Below are 22,090 nucleotides of genomic sequence, written 5' to 3' on the forward strand. Positions count from 1 at the left end.
ATCAGGGGGTGGAGCGGGATGGCTGTGCGGAATTCAGAAACTCCACGCGGGTGATGTTTTTCAGGGGCAGGGAAATCTGCCCGAGCTGCGGATGCCGCAGGATGATTCTCAGGGAATCCATGCTCAGGATGTTGCCGTGCAGGCGGGAGCCGTCCTTCATCAGAATGCTGTGGCATGCCGCAGAGCGGGAATCGTCCTTCTTGTTCTGTTCCGCGAAAAAGACGGTATCCAGATACTTGGCGGGGATGGAAAGCTCCCGGGGAATGCCCGGATATTCCTTGTCCGTGGAAAGAGTCAGCGTCTTATTCCTGCTGTTGTAGCCGCTGATGGAACCGGGAATGGCATCCTCCTCCTTCGTCAGGACAAGGTCCGTTGCGGCATTTCCATTCTTGGTCACGGATTTGGCGCTCAGGGTGATGGAGGAAAGGGCCAGCCTGCTGATGGTCAGGGAGACGTGCCCTTCCATCTGGAGGCCGAAGGCGTCCCCCTGCAACGGTTGTTCCGGGGGACTGGGGTCCGTCATCAGCTTGGGCGGCAGGTCTCCCACCAGCAGCTCGTAAACCTGCTCGTTCTCTCCCTGCCGGGAGGCCGTCAGCCTGATATCCACGCCTTCCGTCAGGGTAGGGGTGGGGATGTCCACTTCCCCCAGCACGATGATGCCGGACTTCTGTTCCCGGAGAAGGGTGCATTTGCCGGGAGCGATGCTGAGCATGAGCCTGTTCAGGCTGCTGCCGGAATTGGACCGGAAGGGAATGTTCTCGTTCCCTCCGAAGCAGAAGACAATGCCGGCGCGGTCGTTGTTGCCGTCCATCGTCATGGTGGTGCGGAAGGTGAAGGAGGAAGGATCCAGGCCGATGTTCTTGTACAGGGGAATCCAGGTGGGGTAGTCGCTGTTGCCCAGCCGGTATTGGTACTTGTCTCCCTGGATTTTCGGTTTCAGGGCGTTCATCAGTTTTCTTCCGGACTGGGTGCGGTAATCGTCCTCCCGGTTGCCGGAATAAACCCAGCTGTTGTCGAAAATCAGGGGTTCCTGCCAGAAGCCCTTTTCCTGGAGCGTATCCAGCCGGAAGCCGGCCACCTGGTCGCGGGGGATGGAACGCTCGTTGCCCAGCATGTCCCGGTACTGCACCTTGTCCTGCGTGATGGAGATGATGTTGCACGGGATGATATCCCGGTGCCCCGTGGCCATGAAAATCTTGTCCCTGGCTCGCAGGTCCGGGGAGGAGGTGCCTGTGAAATAAAGCGCGCGGATTTCCGACGGGAGGATGACCGCGTTCTGGCGCATGGCCGGGTGCTTGATGACGATGCCCTGTTTGCCGTAGGAGACGATTTCCCCGCGGAGGCGGTAATTGCTGTCCGTGACCACGTCTACGACGGAATTGGCCCAGGCGGTCAGCAGGCAGACCGGAGCCAGCAGGAGGGAAAGGCGGATTCTATTGTTCATAGATGGGTAAAAATCTGTAATTGAGCGCCAGGGAAAGCAGGGCCGCGGAGGTGGAATACGCTGCGGAATGGTCTGAGAGCCAGGAACCGTTGGGTGCCTGGGAGGCGCCCAGGTAGCGCATGTTCTTGTAATTCCATTCCTTCCATACCTCCTGGTCCGCATGGAACAGGGCCTGGGACATGTAATACTCAAAATAAAACGGGTAGGAGGAATCCCGGTAATTCAGGTTCTTTTTCAGGTAGGCCAGGGAATCCTTGAAGGACGGGTCCGTCTTGAGGCGTGCCAGGGACAGCGTCAGGGAGCCGATGGCGGTGAGGGTGACGCGGGGGCCCGCCGGGCCGGTATAGCCGTAGGCGCCCTTCTTGTCACGGCAGGAAGCCATATACTTGAGGCCGCGTTCAAAGGCCTCGTCCGGCACGGGAATGCCCGCGTTGCGCGCCGCGAACAGGGAGACGATCTGGCAGCCGGTCACCGTGCTGTCCGCATCCGTGGACTCCGGGGAATAGCGCCAGCCTCCCGTCTTGTTCTTCTTCTGGGCGGTCAGCGTCAGGGCCACGGCCTTCCGGAGGGCGGGGCCTATGCGGTCGTCCCTCACCATGCCGTAGGCCTCCGCCAGCGCCAGCGTGGCGAAACCGTGGTTGTACATGGAATCCCCAATGTACCCGGATCCCCTGTTCTGCTTGGAAAGGATGTAATTCACGCAGCGGCGCACCATGGTGGCGTACGGCCCCGTGTTCGGGTCGTCCCCGTGGGCCAGCACGGACATGAGGCAGAAGCCGATGATGCCGGGCTCCTGCCCGTAGGTGCCATCATAGGTGCCGTCCGTCTTCTGGGCGTTCTGGAGGTAACGGAGTCCCTTCACGTACATCAGCTCCACCTGGGGCGGCACGGGGGAAGACGTTCTCATGGAGGATTGGGCAGCGGCGTTCTGCGGCGCGGCCGCCATGCAGCAGGCGAGAAGAACGGTAAGGAGGATGGGGGCCTTTTTCATGGGGGAAAGGGAGTTATTGTTCATTCACGGGCGGGAGCCGCCCGGCGGGCGTGCATGTTTACTTCTGAAGGGTTTTGTTGTAGGCGTCCAGCGCCTTGCGGAATTCGGAGGGCATGTCGTCCGCGGACATGCCGGTGGATTTGGGAACGGAGCGCGTTTCCGTAGCCATGTCCGGATTGGAAACACCCTTCTCCTGGGTGGAGGCCATGTTGGATTTTCCGTCCGCTCCGTGTCCGGGATTGTTTCCCTTGCCTTTCTGGGAGCCGTTCTGTCCTTCTCCTTCGCCTTCTCCCTCCCCGTCCTGCTGTTCCGCAGACTGGGAATCGTTGTCCATGCCCAGTAGCTGGCGCAGCATGTCCATCAGGGCCTGTCCTCCGGGCTTGGGTTGTCCGCCGGCTCCGGTCATCTTGGCCTTGGCGGCCTGGTAGATCAGCTCAATCACGTCTGACTGGGCGGCCAGCGTCTGGCCGCCCGTATTGTAAACCTCTAGCAGGTCCACGGCGTCATTCATGGCATGGCGGCACTTTTTCAGCAGATCCACCACATTCTCATTGGTTTCTCCCAGGATCAGGTCGGAGGTGTCCGCCTGGAGTTCGTCCTGTTGTCCGGCCAGCTTGGAGGCCGTTTCCTTGTGCTTGGCGGAATATTCCGGAGCGGGCTCCGGAGCGGCGGCGCAGGGCAGGGAAACTGCCAGAATCAGGGCGGAAAGGTTCACGGTATTCATGGGGCTGGCGCAGTAAGGGTTTTGCGGTGTTCCTGCTCGGCGGCGCGGGTGCGCATGCGGATGTCCTGTTCCTGCTGGATCATGCGGATGATTTTCAGCATGAACTCGAACTCGGCGTCGGAAATGGAGGCCTGGTCGCCACCGCCGCTTCCGCCACCGCCGCCGCCGCGGCTCTTCTTGTAATCGTCTATCAGCTTGGCCCAGTGGCGCAGGGTGGAGGCATACAGGCGGGATTCGTCAATGGAGCGGGCCGTAATCGCGTTCAGGATGTTGCCGTGCACCAGGTCCAGCTTCTCGCGGAGGGAGAAGGCGTTCATCTGGTTGTACAGGTCGCTGTAAATGCGTTCCCCGGTGCGGGACTTGTAATAGCTGAGGTCTTCCAGAATCCAGCCGATGTCCTGCGTGGAGGCGTTTTGAAGGGTGGCGATGGTTTCCATCTCCCGTTTGGTGGAGGGGTCAAGTTCATCCATGGTCATGCCCACAATGATATTGATCTGGCCGGCAAGCGCGTTCGCGATGGAATCCTCCTTGGCGGCGGCCTGCTTGAGCCGCGCCACGAAGGTGCTGGCCTCCATGTCCTGCGCGGACTTGGAAAGCTGGTTCATGGCGTCTTTAAGCGCCTGGGTGGCGTCCGAATGGGAGCTCTCCCCGTCGTCCAGGTCCTTCCGGCTCTCCTGTTCGGAGCGGTTCTCGGAGGCGGAATCCCGGAACTGCTTCTGCGCCTTCTTCATGGGGCCGTTGGGAATGGGCTTGAGCATGGAGATGCCCTTCATGAACTCCTTCATGCCGGAGGGGTCTATCTGGGGGTTGCGGGAAGCCTCCTTGAACAGGTCCTCCGAGCGGTTGAGCAGGTCGCTCAATTCGCGCCTGTTGGTCTGTTCTTCATCCGCCAGGGCGTGCAGGCGTTCCTGGGACTCCGCCTTTTTCAATTCACTGCCTTCCATTCCTTTCAGGCGCTTCGCCTCGTCCGTCATGGCGTCCATGCGGCGGATCATCCCCTCCAGCTCGCTGGTGATGCGTTCCAGTTCATTGCGGATCATCTGGGCATGCTCTGATTTGGAAAGGACGAAGATGATCATGGGTTCCGAATAAACGCGTTTTCCCCCGGGCTTGTAATCCTGCGTGAACCCGCGAACGACGACGCGCTGGGGGGACAATTTCAGCGCCCTGGCCTGGAACAGGTACATCCCTTTCAGGCTGGCCTGGGTGGGATGGCCGTCCGCCAGAACCTTTTCCCCGCGCAGGCCGGGAACGGGCTTGCCTGCCTTGGCCGGGTCCGGAGCGGCGGCGTTCTCTTCCTCATCGTCGTAAAAAGATTTTTCCCCCTGCCATTCCACCCCCATTTCCCGGAGGCCGAAATCGTCCGCCGCCTCCACCTCCAATTCAATGCTGGTGTCTTCCAGCACGTAGCGGTCATTCTCCCCTCCTCTCAGGTAAATGGAAGGCTGCTTGTCCTCAATGGGTTCCAGGCGCATACGCACAGGCTGGGAGGCCGCAAGGCCGTCGCTGTCCGTCCAGGTGAGTTCTATTTCCCTGGGGTCTTTTTCCAGGCGGATATCCGGAATGACAACGCTGCTCCCTTCCACGCGGAGCGGCTTACCCTGCGCGTCCGCCGCGGATGCCAGGTTCTGGGAGGCAGTCACCTTCAACGTCAGCGTGGAGCCTTCCGGGGCGGAAATGACGCCTGCGCGCATGGCCTCCTGCCCGTCGGGGCGCGCCATATAGGCGGGGTAGGCCACGGTGGCCGTAGCGCCCAGCAGGGAGGGGCGGGCCTTCGGAATGATTTTCAGCCGCCGCACGACGTCCCCCGCGAAAAACTCCAGCCTGTCCGCCTGCTGCATGGGTGGAATGTGGATTTTATACACGCCGTCCGTCAGGGGGGCCTGCTGGCGCACCCTGTTGCGGAAGAAATACTCTGCCGTCTGCGGGCGGGACTTGGTGGCGTTCGCCAGTTTGAGCTCATACAGGTAGCTTTCCCCCAGGGGAATGACCAGGGAATCCGGCGTAGGGTCCAGCTGGGTGAACGTATAGCGTTCCGGAGGATCGAACGGTTGGAGCCAGCGTTCCAGGGCGTTCCCCGCCGCTTCCGGGCTCACCAGGCATACGCCTGCCGTGCATAAGGCCAGGATGGCCAGCAGGACGAACAATTTCTTGTGGCTGGGCCTTGGGATATTCACCGTCAGATCCCGCGCGGACACTTCGCGGGCCACCTGTTCCATGGCGGCCGCTTTCAATTTTTCAGAACTGTACTGGCGCCCGTACTTTTCGGAATCCAGTTCGATGACGCCCAGGAGCCGGTCCCCCAGCGCCGCATCCGTCCGGGAAATCAGGCGCGCCAATTGGGCCTCCGTGCGCCGCTGCCACACCCACCGGAAGCTCCACCACGGGATAAACACCGCCAGGCCGGCCATGGCGGTGAAAAAAAGAATCCAGCCCACGGCGGAGGGCGTTTCCCACAATCTGTCGGAGAGGTACAGGAGAACGTAGGAAAGGATCACGGCAATGCCTGCAAGGCATACGGCTTCCAGCATCTTAACCGTTCTGAGGCGGCGGCGGAAGGAGTGAAGCTGCCTGACCAGCTGGGCAGGAAGTTTGACGGTAGTTGAAGGGGGCATGCTTAATCCCGGTATTTACGCTATTTACATCGTTTTTGCAAGCTCGCCGCGCGTGATGTGGCAAATTCGCGTTCATTGGGCTTGGAGTGTTTTTCTCGCTGGACTTTATAGTTTGATTTCCTAAAATAACGCTGCGCTTTAAATCTGGCCTGGTTTGCGCATGACTAAAAACCAACATATTAGGCCTTACCCATTGACTTCGCCATGCAACAGGGAAACAAAACAACGGCTCCGGAGGTTGACTTCGGAGAATTCGCACCAGCCACATACGCCGAATGGCGTGAGGCAGCCGTCGCTGCCTTGAAAGGGGCTGACTTTGACAAGAAGCTTTTTACCAAGCTTGTGGAGGGAATCACTCTGCATCCCATCTATAACAAATGGGATGAACACGCTCCGGTGGCGCCTGCCGGGCAATTCCCGTACCGCCGCGGAACGCGCGCCCTGGGCTATATGGAAAAGCCCTGCGAAATTGCCCAGAGCATTCCCGCCTCCACTCCGGAAGATTTCAACGGCAAGCTTCTGCACGATCTGGACCGCGGCCTCACTGCCGTGAACGTCCAGCTCAACTGCAAGTGCGGCTTGAAGCTGCGCAAGCAGGCCGACTGGGATACCGCTCTCAAGGGTGTGCAGCTTGACAAGCTGCCCGTGTACATCACGCCCGGCTCCTGCGGCCTGGGCACCTTCTCCATGTTCCTGAACACGTACAAGGCGGCCGGATTCAACACGGCGGACCTCAAGGGCGGCGTTCTGTACGACCCGGTGGGCAAGGCCGTGATGAAGGGCTCCCTCTGCGGGGGGAAGGGCATCTGCGCCTGCTATGACCAGATGGCGGTGATGACCAAATGGGCCGTCGCCAACGCTCCCGCCTTCCAGACCATCGGCGTCAGCGGACTGCCTTATGCGGACTCCGGCGCTTCCTCCTTTGAAGAAGTGGGCGCCATGCTCTCTACCGCTGTGGCCTACCTGCGCGCCATGGAGGAACGCGGCATCTCCGTGAATGAAGCCGCCGCGCACATGCGCTTTACGGTCTCCATTGGAGCCAACCTGTTCCTGGAAATCGCCAAAATCCGCGCCCTGCGCGAACTCTGGGCCATCATCGTGAAGGAATGCGGCGGCAGTGAGGAAGCTGCCAAAATCAAGCTTCATGCCCACACCTCCTTCTGGACCCTTTCCAAGGTGGACCCGTGGGTCAACCTTCTGCGCGGCTCCGCCCAGGCCTTCTCCGCCATCATGGGCGGCGTGGACAGCATCGACGTGCTGCCCTTTGACGCGGCCGTGCGCATGCCGGACGAATTCTCCCGCCGCATCGCCCGCAACTGCCCGCTGATTCTGCTGGGCGAATGCAACCTGGACAAGGTAGTGGACCCCGCCGGCGGTTCCTGGTACCTGGAAAACCTGACGGACGAAGCCTCCCGGAAAATCTGGGACGTCTTCCAGGGCATTGAAAAGGAAGGCGGCATCATCAAGGCCCTCAAGGCCGGCACCATCCAGAAGAAGGTAAACGCCACCGCCGCCAAGCGCTATGAACTGGCGGACCAGCGCCGCCAGTCCATCGTGGGCGTCAACCAGTACGTCAACCTGGCGGAGAAAAAGCTGGAAACGCCGGAAGGCGCCGCCTGCGCCGCTCCCAAGGGACACGGCTGCTGCAAAAATGCGGACGTGCAGCTCCCGGAAGTAGAAATGAGCGTGGACTCCGCCTGCAAGGCCGCCAGTGAAGGCTTCTCCACCTGCCTTATCAACAAGGCTCTCGTGGCCGGCGCCGACTGCAAGTGCGGCGAACCGCTGGAAATGGAAGCCCTGCCGAAGCGCCGCCTGGCGGAACGCTTTGAATCCCTGCTTGCCAAGGCCGATGCCTGGGTGGAGGAAAAAGGCTCCCGCCCGATGGTATTCTTCGCGAACATGGGCCCGCTGCGCCAGCACAAGGCCCGTGCGGACTTCTCCCGCGACTTCCTGCGCGCCGGCGGCCTGGACGTGGTTTACCCGTCCGGCTTCCAGACCCCGGAAGACGCGGCCAGGGCGGCTGCGGAAAGCGGCTGCGCCGTGTGCGTGATCTGCTCCACGGACGACACCTATCCGGAAATCGTTCCCGCCTTCTGCAAGGCGCTCAAGGAAATCAAGCCGGACATGATGGTGGCCCTCGCCGGTTATCCGGCCGACCATGTGGAAGTGTTCAAGGAAGCCGGCGTGGATATCTTCATCCACGTCAAGGCCAACTGCTACAACACCGTTGAAGCTATCCAGAACAAGATCGGCCTCTAACAACCACCAACCTATTTCATTCAATGAGCAATATTCCTGATTTTGCATCCGCCTCCTATCCTGAAATCAAGGCCGGCGCCCCGGCCACGGCTTCCGGAACGGAAACCTGGATGACCAATGAACAGATTCCCGTGCCGCCCACCTACTCGGAAAGCGTGTACGACGACTGCCTGCACCTGGACTTTACCGCCGGTGTGGCCCCCAACCTCCGCGGACCGTACGCCACCATGTACGTGGCCCGTCCCTGGACGGTGCGACAGTACGCAGGCTTCTCCACGGCGGAGGAATCCAACGCCTTCTACCGCCGCAACCTGGCGGCCGGCCAGAAGGGCCTCTCCATCGCCTTTGACCTGGCGACGCACCGCGGCTATGACTCCGACCACCCCCGCGTGGTGGGTGACGTGGGCAAGGCCGGCGTGGCCGTGGACTCCATCCTGGACATGGAAATCCTCTTCAAGGGCATTCCGCTGGACAAGATGTCCGTTTCCATGACCATGAACGGCGCCGTGCTGCCCGTGCTGGCCTTCTACATCGTGGCCGCCCAGGAACAGGGCTGCACGCTGGACCAGCTCTCCGGCACGATCCAGAACGACATTCTCAAGGAATACATGGTGCGCAACACCTACATCTATCCGCCTGATCCCTCCATGAAAATCATTGCGGACATCTTTGAGTTCACCTCCAAGTACATGCCCAAATTCAACTCCATTTCCATCTCCGGCTACCACATGCAGGAAGCCGGCGCCACGGCGGACCTGGAAATGGCGTACACGCTTGCGGACGGCCTGGAATACGTGCGCACCGGGATCAAGGCCGGCATTGACATTGACGCCTTCGCCCCGCGCCTCTCCTTCTTCTGGGCCCAGGGCAAGAACTACTTCATGGAAGTGGCCAAAATGCGCGCCGCCCGCGTGCTGTGGGCCAAGCTCATCAAGCAGTTCAACCCCAAGAACCCGAAATCCCTGGCCCTGCGCACGCACTCCCAGACTTCCGGCTGGTCCCTCACGGAGCAGGACCCGTTCAACAACGTGACCCGCACCTGCATTGAAGCCCTGGCCGCCGCCTGCGGCCACACGCAGTCCCTGCACACGAACTCCCTGGACGAAGCGATCGCCCTGCCGACGGACTTCTCCGCCCGCATCGCCCGCAACACCCAGCTCCATCTTCAGGATGAAACCACCATCTGCAAGGTGATCGACCCGTGGGGCGGCTCCTACTACGTGGAATACCTGACCAATGAGCTCATCCGCAAGGGCTGGGCCCACCTTCAGGAAGTGGAAAAACTCGGCGGCATGGCCAAGGCCATTGAAACCGGGCTGCCCAAGATGCGCATTGAAGAAGCCGCGGCGCGCCGCCAGGCCGCCATTGACTCCGGCAAGGAGCCCATCATCGGCGTCAACAAATACCGTCTGGAACAGGAAGCCAAGATGGACATTCTGGAAGTGGACAACACCACCGTCCGGGACGCCCAGATCGCCCGCCTGCAGAAGCTGCGCGCGGAACGTGACTCCGCCGCGTGCGAAGCCGCGCTGGAAGCCCTGTCCGAATGCGCCCGCACAGGTGAAGGCAACCTCCTTGACCTTGCCATCAAGGCAGCCAAGGCCCGCGCCTCCCTGGGTGAAATCTCCTCCGCCCTGGAAAAACACTTCGGGCGCCACAAAGCACCAATCAAACTCATTACCGGCGTGTACGCTCAAACCTATGGTCAAGATCCGCTGGTGGAGGAAGTCCGCAAGATGACGGACGACTTCGCCGAACGCACGGGGCGCCGTCCCCGCATCCTCGTCGCCAAGATGGGCCAGGACGGCCACGACCGCGGCGCCAAGGTGGTCTCCTCCGCCTATGCCGACCTCGGCTTTGACGTGGACGTAGGCCCGCTCTTCCAGACGCCGGAAGAAACCGCCAAAATGGCGATTGAAAACGACGTGCACATGATCGGCATGAGCTCCCTGGCCGCCGGCCACAAGGTGTTGCTGCCCGCCCTGGTGGAGGAACTCGCCAAGCAGGGCCGTCCGGACATCCTGGTCTTCTGCGGCGGCGTCATCCCCGCCCAGGACTATGACTTCCTGAGGGAACACGGCGCTGTGGCCATCTTTGGCCCCGGCACCAACATCCCGGAAGCCTCCAAGGAAATCATGGAAGCCCTCAACGAACAATACGCCGACTAAGGCCCTCGTTGGAAAAACAGCCTCAATCATCAGGGAGCCGGATCATTGGATCCGGCTCCCTTTTTTGTGAGCTCCCCGGACTCTCTCCATGGGGAGCTTTCATCCGGAATGGCAGTGAATGGACCTGATGGACAGAATGGACTTAATCTTTACTTTGTCCATGAAGTCCATGAAGTCCATGAAGTCCATGAAGTCCATGAAGTCCATGAAGTCCATGAAGTCCATGAAGTCCATGAAGTCCATGAAGTCCATGAAGTCCATGAAGTCCATGAAGTCCATGAAGTCCATTTCCGCGGCAATGGAACAGCCCTGCACCCACAGGATTCTCCCCCCTTTTCATTGCTTTTGCATTGCCCCCCGCCGTCAAATTCCGTAGTCTCGTCCCGCCGTGAGCCGCACCTACCGCCATTGCCTGGATTACAAAAAGGGATTGATTCCCACTGATACCGACATCTTCCGCGTGATTGACGGGGAAGGGGACGGGCGCCCGGGCGTATTTGCGGACCAGATGGGAGACCGTGTTCTGGTCTCCACGCGGGATTGTCCCATCCCTGCGGATTTGGAGCGCGAACTCCGGGAACTGGATATCCCCGTGTTCCACAAAAGGCTGGAACAGAATCAGAAGGAGGCGCCCGTGCAAATAGCCGGACCGGAACTTCCCCTGCAATTTACGGTCACGGAGCAGGGCGTGCGTTTCAAAATAGACATGTCCACCGGTTATTCCCAGGGAATCTTTCTGGACCAGCGCGACCACCGCCGCCAGGTGAGGGAACGGAGCGCCCCCGGCATGAGAGTGCTGAACACCTTTGCCTACACGGGGGCCTTTTCCGTTTATGCCGCCCTGGGAGGGGCTCAGACGACCACGCTGGACCTGGCTCAGCCGTGCCTGGACTGGGCCAGGGAAAACTTCAGCCTGAACGGCATTGACCCCGCCACCCAGTATTTTTGCAAGGGAGACGTCCGCCGCTGGCTGGAACGGTTCTCCAGGCAGGGCCGCACCTTCCACGGCATTATTCTGGACCCCCCCACCTTCTCCCGGGATGACCGGGGAAGGGTGTTCCGGGTGGAATCCCACTACGGGGAACTGGTGGCCCAGGCGCGCGAATGCCTGGAACCCGGCGGCTGGATGCTGTGCACCAGCAACTGCCGCAAGCTGAGCCACGCGGACTTCCGCAGGATGGTGGCGGAGGCTCTTCCCGGCTTCCGGCTGACCCATGATCCCATGCCTCCGGACTTCACCGGAGAGGATTATCTGAAAAGATTGTGGATAGATTGGAAATGAATATTTTATGAAAAATTTTCCTCACCTCCGCTGACGCATTTTATCCTTTTGAAAGCCCTCCCGGTCTGGTAGGAAACCGCCCAATTACTTTTTCTATGAAAAAACTAGCCTATGTTGCGGGACTCTTCGCGCTTACGTGCGCCCCTCTGCTTGCCGCCCTCTATGAAAACCTGGAGGTGGGAATGGACAAGGACCAGGTGCTGAAAACCCTGAGGCAGAGCAAGCAGCTTGAAGGGCCGCCCACGGACGCCCTCCTTTCACGCACCGGCCTCAACGGCGTATTTAAGACCAAACAGTCCATCGGCGGCCAGACCTTTTCCCTGAACTTTGACTATGACCCCTCCGGCGGCTTGAGGGCCGTTGTCTTCTACTCCCGGAGCAAATGCCGCGGTTCCGAGTATGAAACCAAATTGAAATCCGCCTACAAGGCTCTTCTGGTGGGCCTGACGGAAAAATTCGGGGAACCGGCGAACATGCCGGAATGGGTGGCCAAGGAATCCCTTCAGGAAGGCCGCATCCAGTACATGCACATGTGGAGGGTATCCCCCGGCGTCTTCCTGATGTCCGGCCTGGGCAACATGGGAGCCATGGAAGGGTATTTCCCCCTCTTCCGCTTTTCCGGGCCGTCCGGCATGCCCCCCAAATCCAAAAGGGACCGGGAGGAACTGAAGAGGGAATGGGCCGCCATCCCGGAATTCCCCGGATTGAAGGAGGCGGAACTCCACATCTCCGATGCCGTGCGCGCCATGGGCACCAAAAAATATGAAGACGCCTTTGAATGCTTCCAGCAGGCGGCGGAACTGGGCAGTCCCCGCGGCTACTGGGGCATGGCGTTCCTGTCTGAGCTGGGCAAATACGGCGTGAAGCGGGACAAGAAAAAAGCGGATGAAATGAACCGCAAGGCCGCTGCTGCGGGCTATGCCGCCTCCGCCTCCAAATTTGGCGCCACGTGGCCGGATGCCGCGCGGGCCCTGGGCCTCTCCGCCACGGCAGCCAGGGAACAGCTCCATATGCGCCAGCGGGCGGCTGCGGAAGGCTATGCCTCGGAACAATACAACATGGGCATCATGTACCACACCGGTTTTGGCATGCCCAAGGACCCTGCCAAGGCCCGGGAATGGTTCCAGAAAGCGGCGGACCAGGATGACGTGCAGGCCAAAAGCATCCTGAAAAAACTCCAGTAACTCTTTTTCCAATCCATTACTATCATGAGCCTATACGCACAACAACTCGTTCGCTACCCTGAACTGGGCATCTCCCTTGACTTTTCCAAACTTCCTCTGGACGACGCCTTCCTGTCCTCCATGCAGGGGCGGATAGACAGGGCATTCGCCGACATGAAGGCGCTGGAATCCGGCGCCATTGCCAACCCGGATGAAAAACGCATGGTGGGCCACTACTGGCTGCGCAACTCCGCACTGGCTCCCACGCCGGAACTGAAAGCCGCCATTGATGGACCTCTGGCGGACGTCAAGGCCTTTGGCCAGGATGTTCTGGACGGCAAAATCACGCCTCCCCGCGCGGAACAATACTCCGCCGCCCTCGTCATCGGCATCGGCGGTTCCGCCCTTGGCCCGGAACTGGTGGCGGACGCCATCCCGGCCGCTGGGCTGGACATGTTCTTCCTGGATAACACGGACCCGGATGGCATGTACAGAGTGCTGGAATCCCTGCCGCTGGAAGAAACGCTCGTCGTCGTCATCTCCAAATCCGGCGGCACGCCGGAAACCCGCAACGGCATGCTGGTGGCCCAGGACTTCTTCAGGAAGAACGGACTGGAATTCGCGCCCCAGGCGGTTGCCGTCACGGGGGTGGGCTCCAAACTGGACAAAACGGCTGAAGCGGAAGGCTGGCTCAAGCGCTTCCCGATGGAAGACTGGGTGGGCGGCCGCACGTCCGTCATGTCCGTGGTCGGCCTGGTTCCCGCCGTGCTTCAGGGCGTGGACGTGGATGAACTGCTGGAAGGCGCGCGCCTGATGGATGAAAAGACCCGCCAGGACTGCGTGAAATGCAACGCCGCCATGAAGCTGGCGCTGGCCTGGTACAAGGCCACCAACGGCAAGGGGGAAAAGGACATGGTGGTTCTCCCCTACAAGGATGCCCTGGTGCTCTTCTCCAAATACCTTCAGCAGCTCATTATGGAATCCCTCGGCAAACGGCTGGACCTGGATGGCAACGAAGTCTGCCAGGGCATCTCCGTATACGGCAACAAGGGCTCCACGGACCAACACGCCTATGTGCAGCAGCTCCGCGACGGCGTGAACAACTTCTTCGCCACCTTTATCGAAGTGCGGGAATGTTCCGCGGACGCGGTGGAAGTGGAAGCGGGCGCCACCTGCGGAGACTTCCTCCAGGGCTTCCTGCGCGGCACCCGCCAGGCGCTGGCGGAATCCGGCCGTTCCTCCATCACCATCTCCATTCCGGAAGTGAACGCCAAAACGCTCGGCATGCTGGTCGCCCTGTTTGAGCGCGCCGTCTCCTTCTATGCCTCCCTCGTGAATATCAACGCCTACCACCAACCCGGCGTGGAGGCCGGCAAAAAGGCCGCGGGAACCTTCCTGGCCCTGCTGGGGAAAGTAAGGGCGGCCCTTGGCTCCACCCCGGAAACCGCCGCCCAGGTAGCTGCCCGGCTGGATGCGGACCAGGAAGCCGTGTACCACTGCCTGGTGCATATCGCCTCCAGTGATTCCTCCGTCAAGTGGGTCCAGGCGGCCTGCGCGGATGAAGACACCTTCTGCAAGGCGTAAAAATAAAAAACATATTCCTTCCGGCGGACGCTTATCTGGTTGATAAGCGTCCGCTTTTTATTTACAAGGACTGCCGCCGCTGCCGGCGTCCTCGTGAATCCTTAAAGCTGTCTTGAAGAACCCCATCTTCCGGCGGAGACTTATCCGTTCCGAAAAACTCGGATTAATTTAATATTCTCTCTCAAAATCATGAAACCTATTCTTCTGGCGGGAAGCTCCTTGCTGGTTCTTTCCTCCTGCTCCATTACCCAGGAAAGCCCTGTGCACATAAAAGGCCTTTCCAACGTTTTGTCCTCCACAGCCTCGCAAGAATTGCAGAGGGCGGGGGAGGAAGCATGCCGCAAGGCCGGGTACAGCAACTTCAGTTCCAATATTCTGGTTTTTTCCACGGATGTATCCTACCATTTTACGGGCCGCGCAATCCTGGACATCGACCGGGTGACAAGGAAGCAAATTCAGGATATCTGTTATATTTCGGAACCTCCCAATGTGCGGATCAAGGGTAAAATGACGGTAGCCCGCACCCGGAATTATAGAATCCCGGGGATCATTCTTCCATTACTCCGTTGGACGGGCGGCACCATTTATGTGGAATGTCCGGTGGATATCCTTTATTACGAGCCGGATTCCTCCTTCCGGGAATCTCTTTGAAAAATGCAGCCGGGAGCACGGAGACGGAGAGAAAAAGCGGAAGATATTTTTCCCTAAAAAACATAAAAAACATTTCCGTTTTCCGTACAATTTCGAGTTGACAAAGCGAGGGGCGGCGGGCATCCTTACTCGACCCTAACTCGCTATCGGGTCTTTTGTTGGCTCCTGTGGTTGATGTTTGGGCAGAATCATTAATTCGACTACAACAATCGATATGTCCACCAATTCCTGCGCATGCAGCGCATCTACTGACAAATTCGTCTATTCCTTCGGCGGAGGGTCCGCCGACGGCAATGGCAGCATGAAAAATCTTCTGGGCGGCAAGGGCGCCAACCTTGCGGAAATGGCCCGCATTGGCCTTCCTGTCCCTCCCGGATTCACCATCACCACGGAGGTCTGCACTTACTACTACGATCACGAATGCACCTATCCCGCCCAGCTTGACGCGCAGATCAAGGAAGGCGTTGCCAGGATGGAACAGATCCTGGGCCGCAAGTTCGGCGATACGGAAGCCATGCCCATGCTGGTGGCCGTGCGTTCCGGCGCCCGCGAATCCATGCCCGGCATGATGGACACGATTCTGAACCTCGGCCTGAATGAAAAATCCGTGGAAGCCATGGTAAAGGCCACCGGCAACCCCCGCTTCGCATGGGACTGCTACCGCCGCTTTGTCCAGATGTACGGCGACGTGGTGCTGGGCGTGCAGAAGAACCCGGATGAAGACCACGAACCCTTTGAAGCCGCCATCGCCGCCATCAAGGAAGAACGCTACGGCAACGCGGATGTGGAAGACACCAAGCTCTCCGCGGATGACCTGAAGGAACTGGTCTCCCGCTTCAAGGCGCTGGTGCTGGAACGCACCGGCCATGAATTCCCGGAATGCCCCTGGGAACAGCTTCAGGGCGCCATCGGCGCCGTGTTCGGTTCCTGGAACAATGACCGCGCCATCGTTTACCGCCAGAAATACGGTATCCCGTCCGAATGGGGCACCGCCGTCAACGTGCAGGCCATGGTGTTCGGCAACACGGGTGAAGAATCCGGTTCCGGCGTGGCGTTCACCCGCAACCCCGCCTCCGGGGAAAACGAATTTTACGGTGAATTCCTGATGAACGCCCAGGGTGAAGACGTGGTGGCCGGCGTGCGTACGCCTGCTCCCGTAGCGGCCCTTCACGACGTGATGCCCGCCGCCTTCAATGAACTGATGCGCATCCGCGAAGTGCTGGAAAACCACTTCCACGACATGCAGGACTTTGAATTCACCATTCAGGACCGCACCGTGTACATGCTCCAGACCCGCAACGGCAAGCGCACCGGCGTGGCCGCCTTCCGCATCGCCTGTGAAATGGTGGAGCAGGGCCTGATCGACTGGAAAACCGCCGTGCGCCGCATCCCCGCGGACCAGGTGGACCAGCTGCTGACCCCCATCTTTGACCGTGAAGCCATCAAGCAGGCCAAGATGCTCACCCGCGGCCTTCCCGCCGGCCCCGGCGCCGCCACCGGCCGCATCTACCTGAATGCGGAACGCTGCGTGGAAGCTGCGGACAACGGTGAAAAAGTGCTCCTGGTCCGTCTGGAAACCTCTCCGGAAGACCTGCGCGGCATGATTGCCGCTGAAGGCATCCTGACCGCCCGCGGCGGCGTTTCCTCCCACGCGGCCCTCGTTGCCCGCCAGATGGGCAAGGTCTGCGTCTGCGGCGCTGATGAAGTCATCGTGGACTACAACAACCGCACCGTCACCGTTGGAGGCATGACCTTCAATGAAGGCGACTACATGTCCATCGACGGAACGAGCGGCCTGGTGTACGCCGGCAAGGTGGAAACCTCCCCCTCTGAAATCATCCAGGTGCTGATCTCCAAGACCATGAAGCCGGAAGACAGCCGCACCTACCAGAACTTCGCCAGGCTCATGCAGTGGTGCGACGACTGCACGAAGATGAAAGTGCGCACCAATGCGGACTCCCCCAAGCAGACGGAAACCGCCATCGCCTTCGGCGCTACCGGTATCGGCCTCTGCCGCACGGAGCACATGTTCTTTGAAGGGGATCGGATCGACTTCGTCCGTGAAATGATCCTTTCCACCAAGAAGAGCGACCGCGTGGCCGCCGTTTCCAAGCTCCTTCCCTACCAGAAGGGCGACTTCAAGGGCATCTTCAAGGCGCTCAAGGGCCTGCCGGGCACCATCCGCCTGCTGGACCCGCCCCTGCACGAATTCCTTCCCCAGACGAAGGAACAGCAGCTTGACCTGGCTCAGAAAATCTGCATGCCCGTGGAAGTCATCATGCGCCGCGTGGCTGAACTCCACGAGTTCAACCCGATGCTCGGCCACCGCGGCTGCCGCCTCGGCATCGCCTATCCGGAAATCACGGAAATGCAGGCCCGCGCCATCTTTGAAGCCGCTGTGGAAGTCTCCCAGGAAGAAGGCTTCGCCGTGGTGCCTGAAATCATGGTTCCCCTGGTGGCTTTCAAGAAGGAGCTGGACATCCAGAAAGCCATCATTGACAAGGTGGCCAAGCAGGTATTTGAAGAAAAGGGCGCCAAGGTGGACTACCTCGTCGGCACCATGATTGAAATCCCGCGCGCCGCCGTCACGGCTGACGAAATCGCGGAAACCGCCCAGTTCTTCTCCTTCGGCACCAATGACCTGACCCAGACGGGCCTGGGCATGAGCCGCGACGACTCCGGTTCCTTCCTGCCGCAGTACCAGGAACTGGAAATCATCAAGAAAAACGTCTTCGCCTCCATCGACCAGGAAGGCGTCGGCAAGCTGATGAAGATCGCCGTGGAACTCGGCCGCTCCACCCGTCCGGACATCAAGCTGGGCATCTGCGGCGAACACGGCGGCGACCCTGCTTCCGTCAAGTTCTGCAACACGCTGGGCCTGACCTACGTGAGCTGCTCCCCCTACCGCGTCCCGACCGCCCGTCTGGCCGCCGCCCAGGCAGCTTTGGAACAGGCGTAAGCCTTTTTTGTTAAGGGTTAATAGACAGCCCGTGGTTCTCCGGAACCACGGGCTTTTTTGTGGAGACGGGGGAGGGATGGACTAAAGGGACTTGATGGACGGAGTGGACCAAAATATTAAATAAGAAGATTATTTGCCTCTGTGTTTGCGCTGTTCCAGCCGTGCGCGGGTCATGCGTTCACGGATGCCGCCGTTCTGCATGAAATCCTTTTCCTGGGCTTGAATCAATTTAGCAAGCAGGCCAAGGGCTACGTTAATGAGGATAACGGCTGTATTTGCTCCAAAATGGTCCGGGCGGAAATTCCTGTGCTTGCCCACCCACCGGATAACTTCCTGTGCAGAAGAAAACCTGGCCCTGATCAGCTCTTGCGCGTAAAGACTGTTGTTTTCCCACTGTTCCAATCCCCGCTGGCGCAGATAGGAAAGGTAGTCTTCCTTTAGTTCCTGAAGGCTTCCCTTGGCAATTCCCGTCAGTTTCAATTCAGACGCTTTGCTGACTCCTGAATCCACGCTCCCTTCCGCGATATTCTGCATGCCGGAACGGGCTGCCTGAACCATCTGGTCATAAGTCCGGCCTTGATTTTTCACGTATTTATTGCAGAACCGGAACGTGAAATCATAAATGATCTCCGCAACCCGGTATACCACCAGATTCCGGTATCCTCCATGCTTGGGAATAAATCCATGAGACATTCCGTCCATGGAGTTCATTCTGTTCATTTATTCCCATTTTGTCCATTAAAATAAATAAACTCCAAATTTTCTCCTCACCCCTCCAGCGCCCTCTTCAGCAGCTTCCGGTATTCCCCCGCCGGAACCTCGTACGTGCCGAACTTCAGCAAATGCGGCGTAGTCCACTGCGTATCCAGAAAAAGGAACTGGTGGGCCCGCAGGTACTGAACCAGGGCTACCAGGGCAATCTTGCTGGCATCCGTTTTCCGGTGAAACATGCTCTCCCCGAAGAACGCCTTCCCCAGGGAGACCCCGTAAAGGCCCCCCTGCAATCCTTCCTCATCCCAGCACTCCACGCTGTGGGCAAAGCCCATCTCGTGAAGCCTGCCGTACACTTCCTCAATCTGCCCGTCTATCCATTGTTCCTCCGGTTCGTCCGTCCGGGCACAGGCATGGACCACATCCGGAAAAGCGGTATCCATCCGGAGTTCAAAAGGTTTTTTATTCAGGACGCGCTTGAGACCGTGAGGGATATGGAAGCGTTCGTCCAGCGGAATCAGGGCGCGGGGATCCGGTTCGTAAAAGGAAATTTCTCCCGTTTCCGGGTCCGCCATGGGAAAACACCCCTGGCAGTAGGCGGAAAGAACCAGTTCCGGTGTCAGTCTGGGATTCATCTGATTTGGTCCAGCAGTTTGCCTAGAATGGGGGAATTCAGGGCCTTGCGGTCCGGGGAGGCCATGGGCAGCTCGTGCACCTTGTCCAGAGGAACCAGTTCCTCCCCCTCCAGAAAAGCCGGGGATTCCGTCACATGGTGGATGTAGCGGGTCACCTTGTAGCGGGTGACGCTGTAGGTCTGTTTCAGCACATGGGGCAGGGAAAGGGTATGGTCGTCCTCCCGCTGGGGGAAACGGTACATGCCGGCGTGGCGCTTCCCTTCCGGGCATCTTGCCAGCAGGATGGATTTACCGCGGAGGTAGAGAACGTCGTGGTGTTCCACCCGGGTAATTTCCGGCTTGGGATTCTTGACAGGCAGCATTTCCGGCTGCTCCGCGGAACAGAATGGGCGCACGGGGCAGAGCAGGCAGTCCGGCGCGCTGATCCTGCAGTAGGTCTGCCCCAATTCCATGATGGCTGAATTGAATTCGCGGGCATGTTCCGGATCCACCAGATTTTCCGCGCGGGTCCACAGGTACTTCAACCCTTCCGTGGAATCCACAGGCACGGAATAATTGTCAATGCGGGCCAGCACGCGCGCCACATTGGCGTCTACGATGGGGGCGGCCTTGTTGAAGGCGAAGGAAAGCAGGGCCCCAGACGTATACGGGCCGATGCCCGGCAGGCGTTTCAGCCCTTCCGGGTTGTCCGGGAACTCTCCGCCGAATTCGTGGACAATCTCCCTGGCGATGGCCTGGAGGGAACGCACGCGGCGGTAATACCCCAGCCCCTCCCAGGAGCGCAGGGCCGTCTGTTCGTCCACGGAGGCCAGGTGCCCGGGAGTGGGGAACTGGCGCATCCACCGTTCATACCTTCCCAGAACGGTGGGAATGGTGGTCTGCTGCAGCATCAGCTCGGAAACCAGGATGTGCCATGGGTCCGTGGTCCGGCGCCACGGGTAATCCTTCCCCTCCCGCCGGAACCACTCCACCAGCGCGTTCCGGAAAGCCCGGATGTCAAAATCGGGTTTGGTGTCAGGCATGCTTTTGTTCAAGGGCTTGGCGCATGACGGAAATGTCCGGCTTGATGCCGAACCAGCGTTCAAAGGAAAGGGCCCCCTGGTGAACCAGCATGGAGAGGCCGTTGGAGACCCTGGCTCCCTGGAAGCGGGCTTCCATCTGGAAAGCGTCGTCATGCGTCTGTAAATCATACACCAGGTGGTGGGCGGAAAGCAGGGCGGACGGCACGGGGGAGGGGTCCGTAGGTTTCAGGCCCAGGGACGTGGCGTTGACGATCAGGTCCGCTTCCGCCACGGCGGAATTGAACCGCGGCGTGTTGTTCAGGTGGGCCGCCAGACGGTCGGATGGTCCTTCCAGCCTGTGTTCGTCAATGAAAAAGGAACTCAGTTTGTCCTTAAGGGCCTGGAGCTTTTCTTCTGACCTGCCTGCCAGCGTCAGCCGCTCGCAGTGCTGCATGGCGCAGGTGTAGGCCAGGGCCAGCCCGGCCCCGCCGCAGGCGCCCAGAAGCACTACCTTCAAATCGCGCAGGTCCACGGAAAATTCTTCCCGGATGGCGCGTCCAAAGCCCGGACCGTCCGTATTGAAGCCGGAAACGGAGCCGTCCTTTTGAAAGACGAGCGTATTGACGGAACCCGTAGCGCGGGAGAGGGCGTCCGTATCATGGCACAGGGAGCAGGCGGCCTGCTTGTGGGGCACCGTGACGTTGGCTCCTAGGAATCCTTTTTCCCGGAGCAGGCGCACCACGTCCGCAAACTCTTCCGGAGAAGCCTGGATGCGGATGTAGCGCGCACGGATGCCCGCGGCATCCAGAGCGGCCTGCTGCATGGCGGGAGATTTGGAATGGGCGATGGGGAAGCCGATCACGGCCAGTCTGGCGGGAACGGATTCTCCGGCATCAAACGGATGTTCTTCATCCAGAAGATCGGCCAGGGTGTAGTAGGGTTTCATGGAAAGATAGAGGAACGGGCTCAGGCGTTCACGCTGTACTATGAATGAAGTTACGCCGGATTTCAAGGCAAACGCCTATCATTCCTTCTTCCGGGTGGTTTTTTGCCCCGTAGTCCGGAACGCGTGGGGGCGGCGCTTTTTTCTGCCGCACGCCGGGCAGGAGGTCAGCAGTTGATGCCGGCCTTCTTCGCCTGGCTGCATAGCTGCCTGACGTGAAGACGGTACATTTTCCCGTCTTTGATGAAGTTTGTCCCGCATTGCCTGAATTCAAAATGGACCTTGCTCCGGATGCATTGTTCCCGGATGGATAAGATCCATTCATAATTCAGGGGCCTGGCGCAGCTGTTGGATTCTCCGCCTGCGACGACCAGTTCAATCTGGTTCAAATACGGGGCCAGGTCCACCTGCTCAAGAAGCGGCTGGCAAATGATGTTTTTATGCTTGATGGGAAGCTTGTTGAAGATGGGGAGCCTGAAATCCGCCCTGTCCTGATTTTCCACCGTGCAGCCTATGGTGACGTTGTCATAGCCGTCCGCCCAGTCACCGGGGATGCATTCCATGAACCGTTCAATTCTTTTGGTCAGGAAAATAAAATTCAGGTCCCGGCGTTCCCGGATCATTTCCCAGCATTCGCCGCGCCATGGGTCCGCCTCCCGGATGAGAAAATCCGTGGAGAAGCCCAGATACACGGTCTGGCCGGGTTTCATTCTGTAATCTCCCTTTTTATTCTTCAGCACGGGGGCATGAAAATTGTCTGTTTTCACGATCTCGTCCGTATTCATTCCCCTCCGTCTGTCGGCTTGATGAATATAACAGAATTTGCACCCGGCGCTGTACCGGTGGCATCCGCGCCATGGGTTCCACATAGCCATTTGATTGATTCTGATGGATTGGAGCTGGGGAAAGCATCAGCAAGGCGGAACCCGGAAGCTGGCCGGGTTCCGCCTTGAAATAGAA

The 22,090-nt window shown here is 59.5% G+C and carries 17 protein-coding genes; 7 read left to right on the plus strand and 10 right to left on the minus strand.

Translation table 11 applies throughout. The features are described from left to right. Position 1 precedes the first annotated feature (1 nt). From J5W70_RS10740 to J5W70_RS10755, 4 genes are read right to left on the minus strand one after another with little or no spacing between them, the layout of a single operon-like run. Positions 2–1,444 (minus strand): hypothetical protein, encoded by a 1,443-nt coding sequence (locus tag J5W70_RS10740; protein ID WP_022396071.1) that lies wholly within the window; start codon positions 1,442–1,444, stop codon positions 2–4. Further along, positions 1,434–2,459 (minus strand): prenyltransferase/squalene oxidase repeat-containing protein, encoded by a 1,026-nt coding sequence (locus J5W70_RS10745; protein WP_022396072.1) that lies wholly within the window; start codon positions 2,457–2,459, stop codon positions 1,434–1,436. Before J5W70_RS10745 ends, J5W70_RS10740 begins: the two co-directional genes overlap by 11 nt. A gap of 34 nt (positions 2,460–2,493) precedes the next feature. Further along, a complete protein-coding gene (locus tag J5W70_RS10750; protein ID WP_022396073.1) occupies positions 2,494–3,159 on the minus strand; it encodes a hypothetical protein in 666 nt (221 codons plus the stop codon). After that, positions 3,156–5,774: an MFS transporter gene (locus J5W70_RS10755; protein WP_022396074.1), complete on the minus strand. Its 2,619-nt coding sequence runs from the start codon at positions 5,772–5,774 to the stop codon at positions 3,156–3,158. Before J5W70_RS10755 ends, J5W70_RS10750 begins: the two co-directional genes overlap by 4 nt. A 204-nt stretch (positions 5,775–5,978) precedes the next feature. Here J5W70_RS10755 and J5W70_RS10760 point away from each other — a divergent pair, with 204 nt between their 5' ends. Together J5W70_RS10760 and scpA are read left to right on the plus strand one after the other, a co-directional pair. Further along, positions 5,979–8,033 carry a methylmalonyl-CoA mutase family protein gene (locus J5W70_RS10760; protein ID WP_022396075.1) on the plus strand — a complete coding sequence of 685 codons (2,055 nt, stop codon included), beginning with the start codon at positions 5,979–5,981 and terminating at the stop codon, positions 8,031–8,033. Between the two features lie 23 nt (positions 8,034–8,056). Further along, positions 8,057–10,201 carry a methylmalonyl-CoA mutase gene (gene scpA, locus J5W70_RS10765; RefSeq protein ID WP_022396076.1) on the plus strand — a complete coding sequence of 715 codons (2,145 nt, stop codon included), beginning with the start codon at positions 8,057–8,059 and terminating at the stop codon, positions 10,199–10,201. A gap of 99 nt (positions 10,202–10,300) precedes the next feature. On the opposite strand, the gene J5W70_RS10770 is transcribed toward scpA, so the two are convergent. Then, positions 10,301–10,480: a hypothetical protein gene (locus J5W70_RS10770; RefSeq protein WP_215833023.1), complete on the minus strand. Its 180-nt coding sequence runs from the start codon at positions 10,478–10,480 to the stop codon at positions 10,301–10,303. Between the two features lie 109 nt (positions 10,481–10,589). On the opposite strand from J5W70_RS10770, the gene J5W70_RS10775 reads away from it, so the two are divergent. The 5 genes from J5W70_RS10775 (at position 10,590) to ppdK (ending at position 17,840) form a co-directional block, all read left to right on the plus strand. Beyond that, complete coding sequence (locus tag J5W70_RS10775) at positions 10,590–11,483, plus strand: class I SAM-dependent rRNA methyltransferase (RefSeq protein WP_102731005.1); 894 nt, start codon at positions 10,590–10,592, stop codon at positions 11,481–11,483. Positions 11,484–11,578: 95 nt separating this feature from the next. Then, entirely contained in the window at positions 11,579–12,667 is a 1,089-nt protein-coding gene (locus J5W70_RS10780) for a tetratricopeptide repeat protein (protein ID WP_102728817.1), read from the plus strand. A gap of 24 nt (positions 12,668–12,691) precedes the next feature. After that, positions 12,692–14,230, plus strand: coding sequence for a glucose-6-phosphate isomerase (locus J5W70_RS10785; protein ID WP_022398218.1), 1,539 nt, complete (start codon positions 12,692–12,694; stop codon positions 14,228–14,230). 189 nt (positions 14,231–14,419) lie between these two features. Further along, complete coding sequence (locus J5W70_RS10790; protein WP_022398219.1) at positions 14,420–14,881, plus strand: hypothetical protein; 462 nt, start codon at positions 14,420–14,422, stop codon at positions 14,879–14,881. 214 nt (positions 14,882–15,095) lie between these two features. Further along, positions 15,096–17,840, plus strand: a complete 2,745-nt coding sequence (gene ppdK, locus J5W70_RS10795) for a pyruvate, phosphate dikinase (protein WP_102726264.1) — start codon at positions 15,096–15,098, stop codon at positions 17,838–17,840. 129 nt (positions 17,841–17,969) lie between these two features. On the opposite strand, the gene J5W70_RS10800 is transcribed toward ppdK, so the two are convergent. From J5W70_RS10800 to J5W70_RS10820, 5 genes are all read right to left on the minus strand, one after another. After that, entirely contained in the window at positions 17,970–18,560 is a 591-nt protein-coding gene (locus J5W70_RS10800; protein ID WP_022398222.1) for a four helix bundle suffix domain-containing protein, read from the minus strand. A 47-nt stretch (positions 18,561–18,607) separates the two neighbouring features. Beyond that, positions 18,608–19,186: a leucyl/phenylalanyl-tRNA--protein transferase gene (gene aat, locus J5W70_RS10805; RefSeq protein WP_022398223.1), complete on the minus strand. Its 579-nt coding sequence runs from the start codon at positions 19,184–19,186 to the stop codon at positions 18,608–18,610. Beyond that, positions 19,183–20,208, minus strand: a complete 1,026-nt coding sequence (locus J5W70_RS10810) for an A/G-specific adenine glycosylase (RefSeq protein WP_022398224.1) — start codon at positions 20,206–20,208, stop codon at positions 19,183–19,185. Before J5W70_RS10810 ends, aat begins: the two co-directional genes overlap by 4 nt. Next, on the minus strand, positions 20,201–21,133 hold the full coding sequence (locus J5W70_RS10815; protein WP_022398225.1) for a shikimate dehydrogenase family protein: 933 nt from the start codon (positions 21,131–21,133) through the stop codon (positions 20,201–20,203). Before J5W70_RS10815 ends, J5W70_RS10810 begins: the two co-directional genes overlap by 8 nt. 164 nt (positions 21,134–21,297) lie before the next feature. Continuing rightward, positions 21,298–22,005 (minus strand): DUF5131 family protein, encoded by a 708-nt coding sequence (locus tag J5W70_RS10820; protein ID WP_215442616.1) that lies wholly within the window; start codon positions 22,003–22,005, stop codon positions 21,298–21,300. Positions 22,006–22,090 lie beyond the last annotated feature (85 nt).

The organism is Akkermansia massiliensis, assembly GCF_018847375.1.
Lineage (GTDB): Bacteria > Verrucomicrobiota > Verrucomicrobiia > Verrucomicrobiales > Akkermansiaceae > Akkermansia > Akkermansia massiliensis.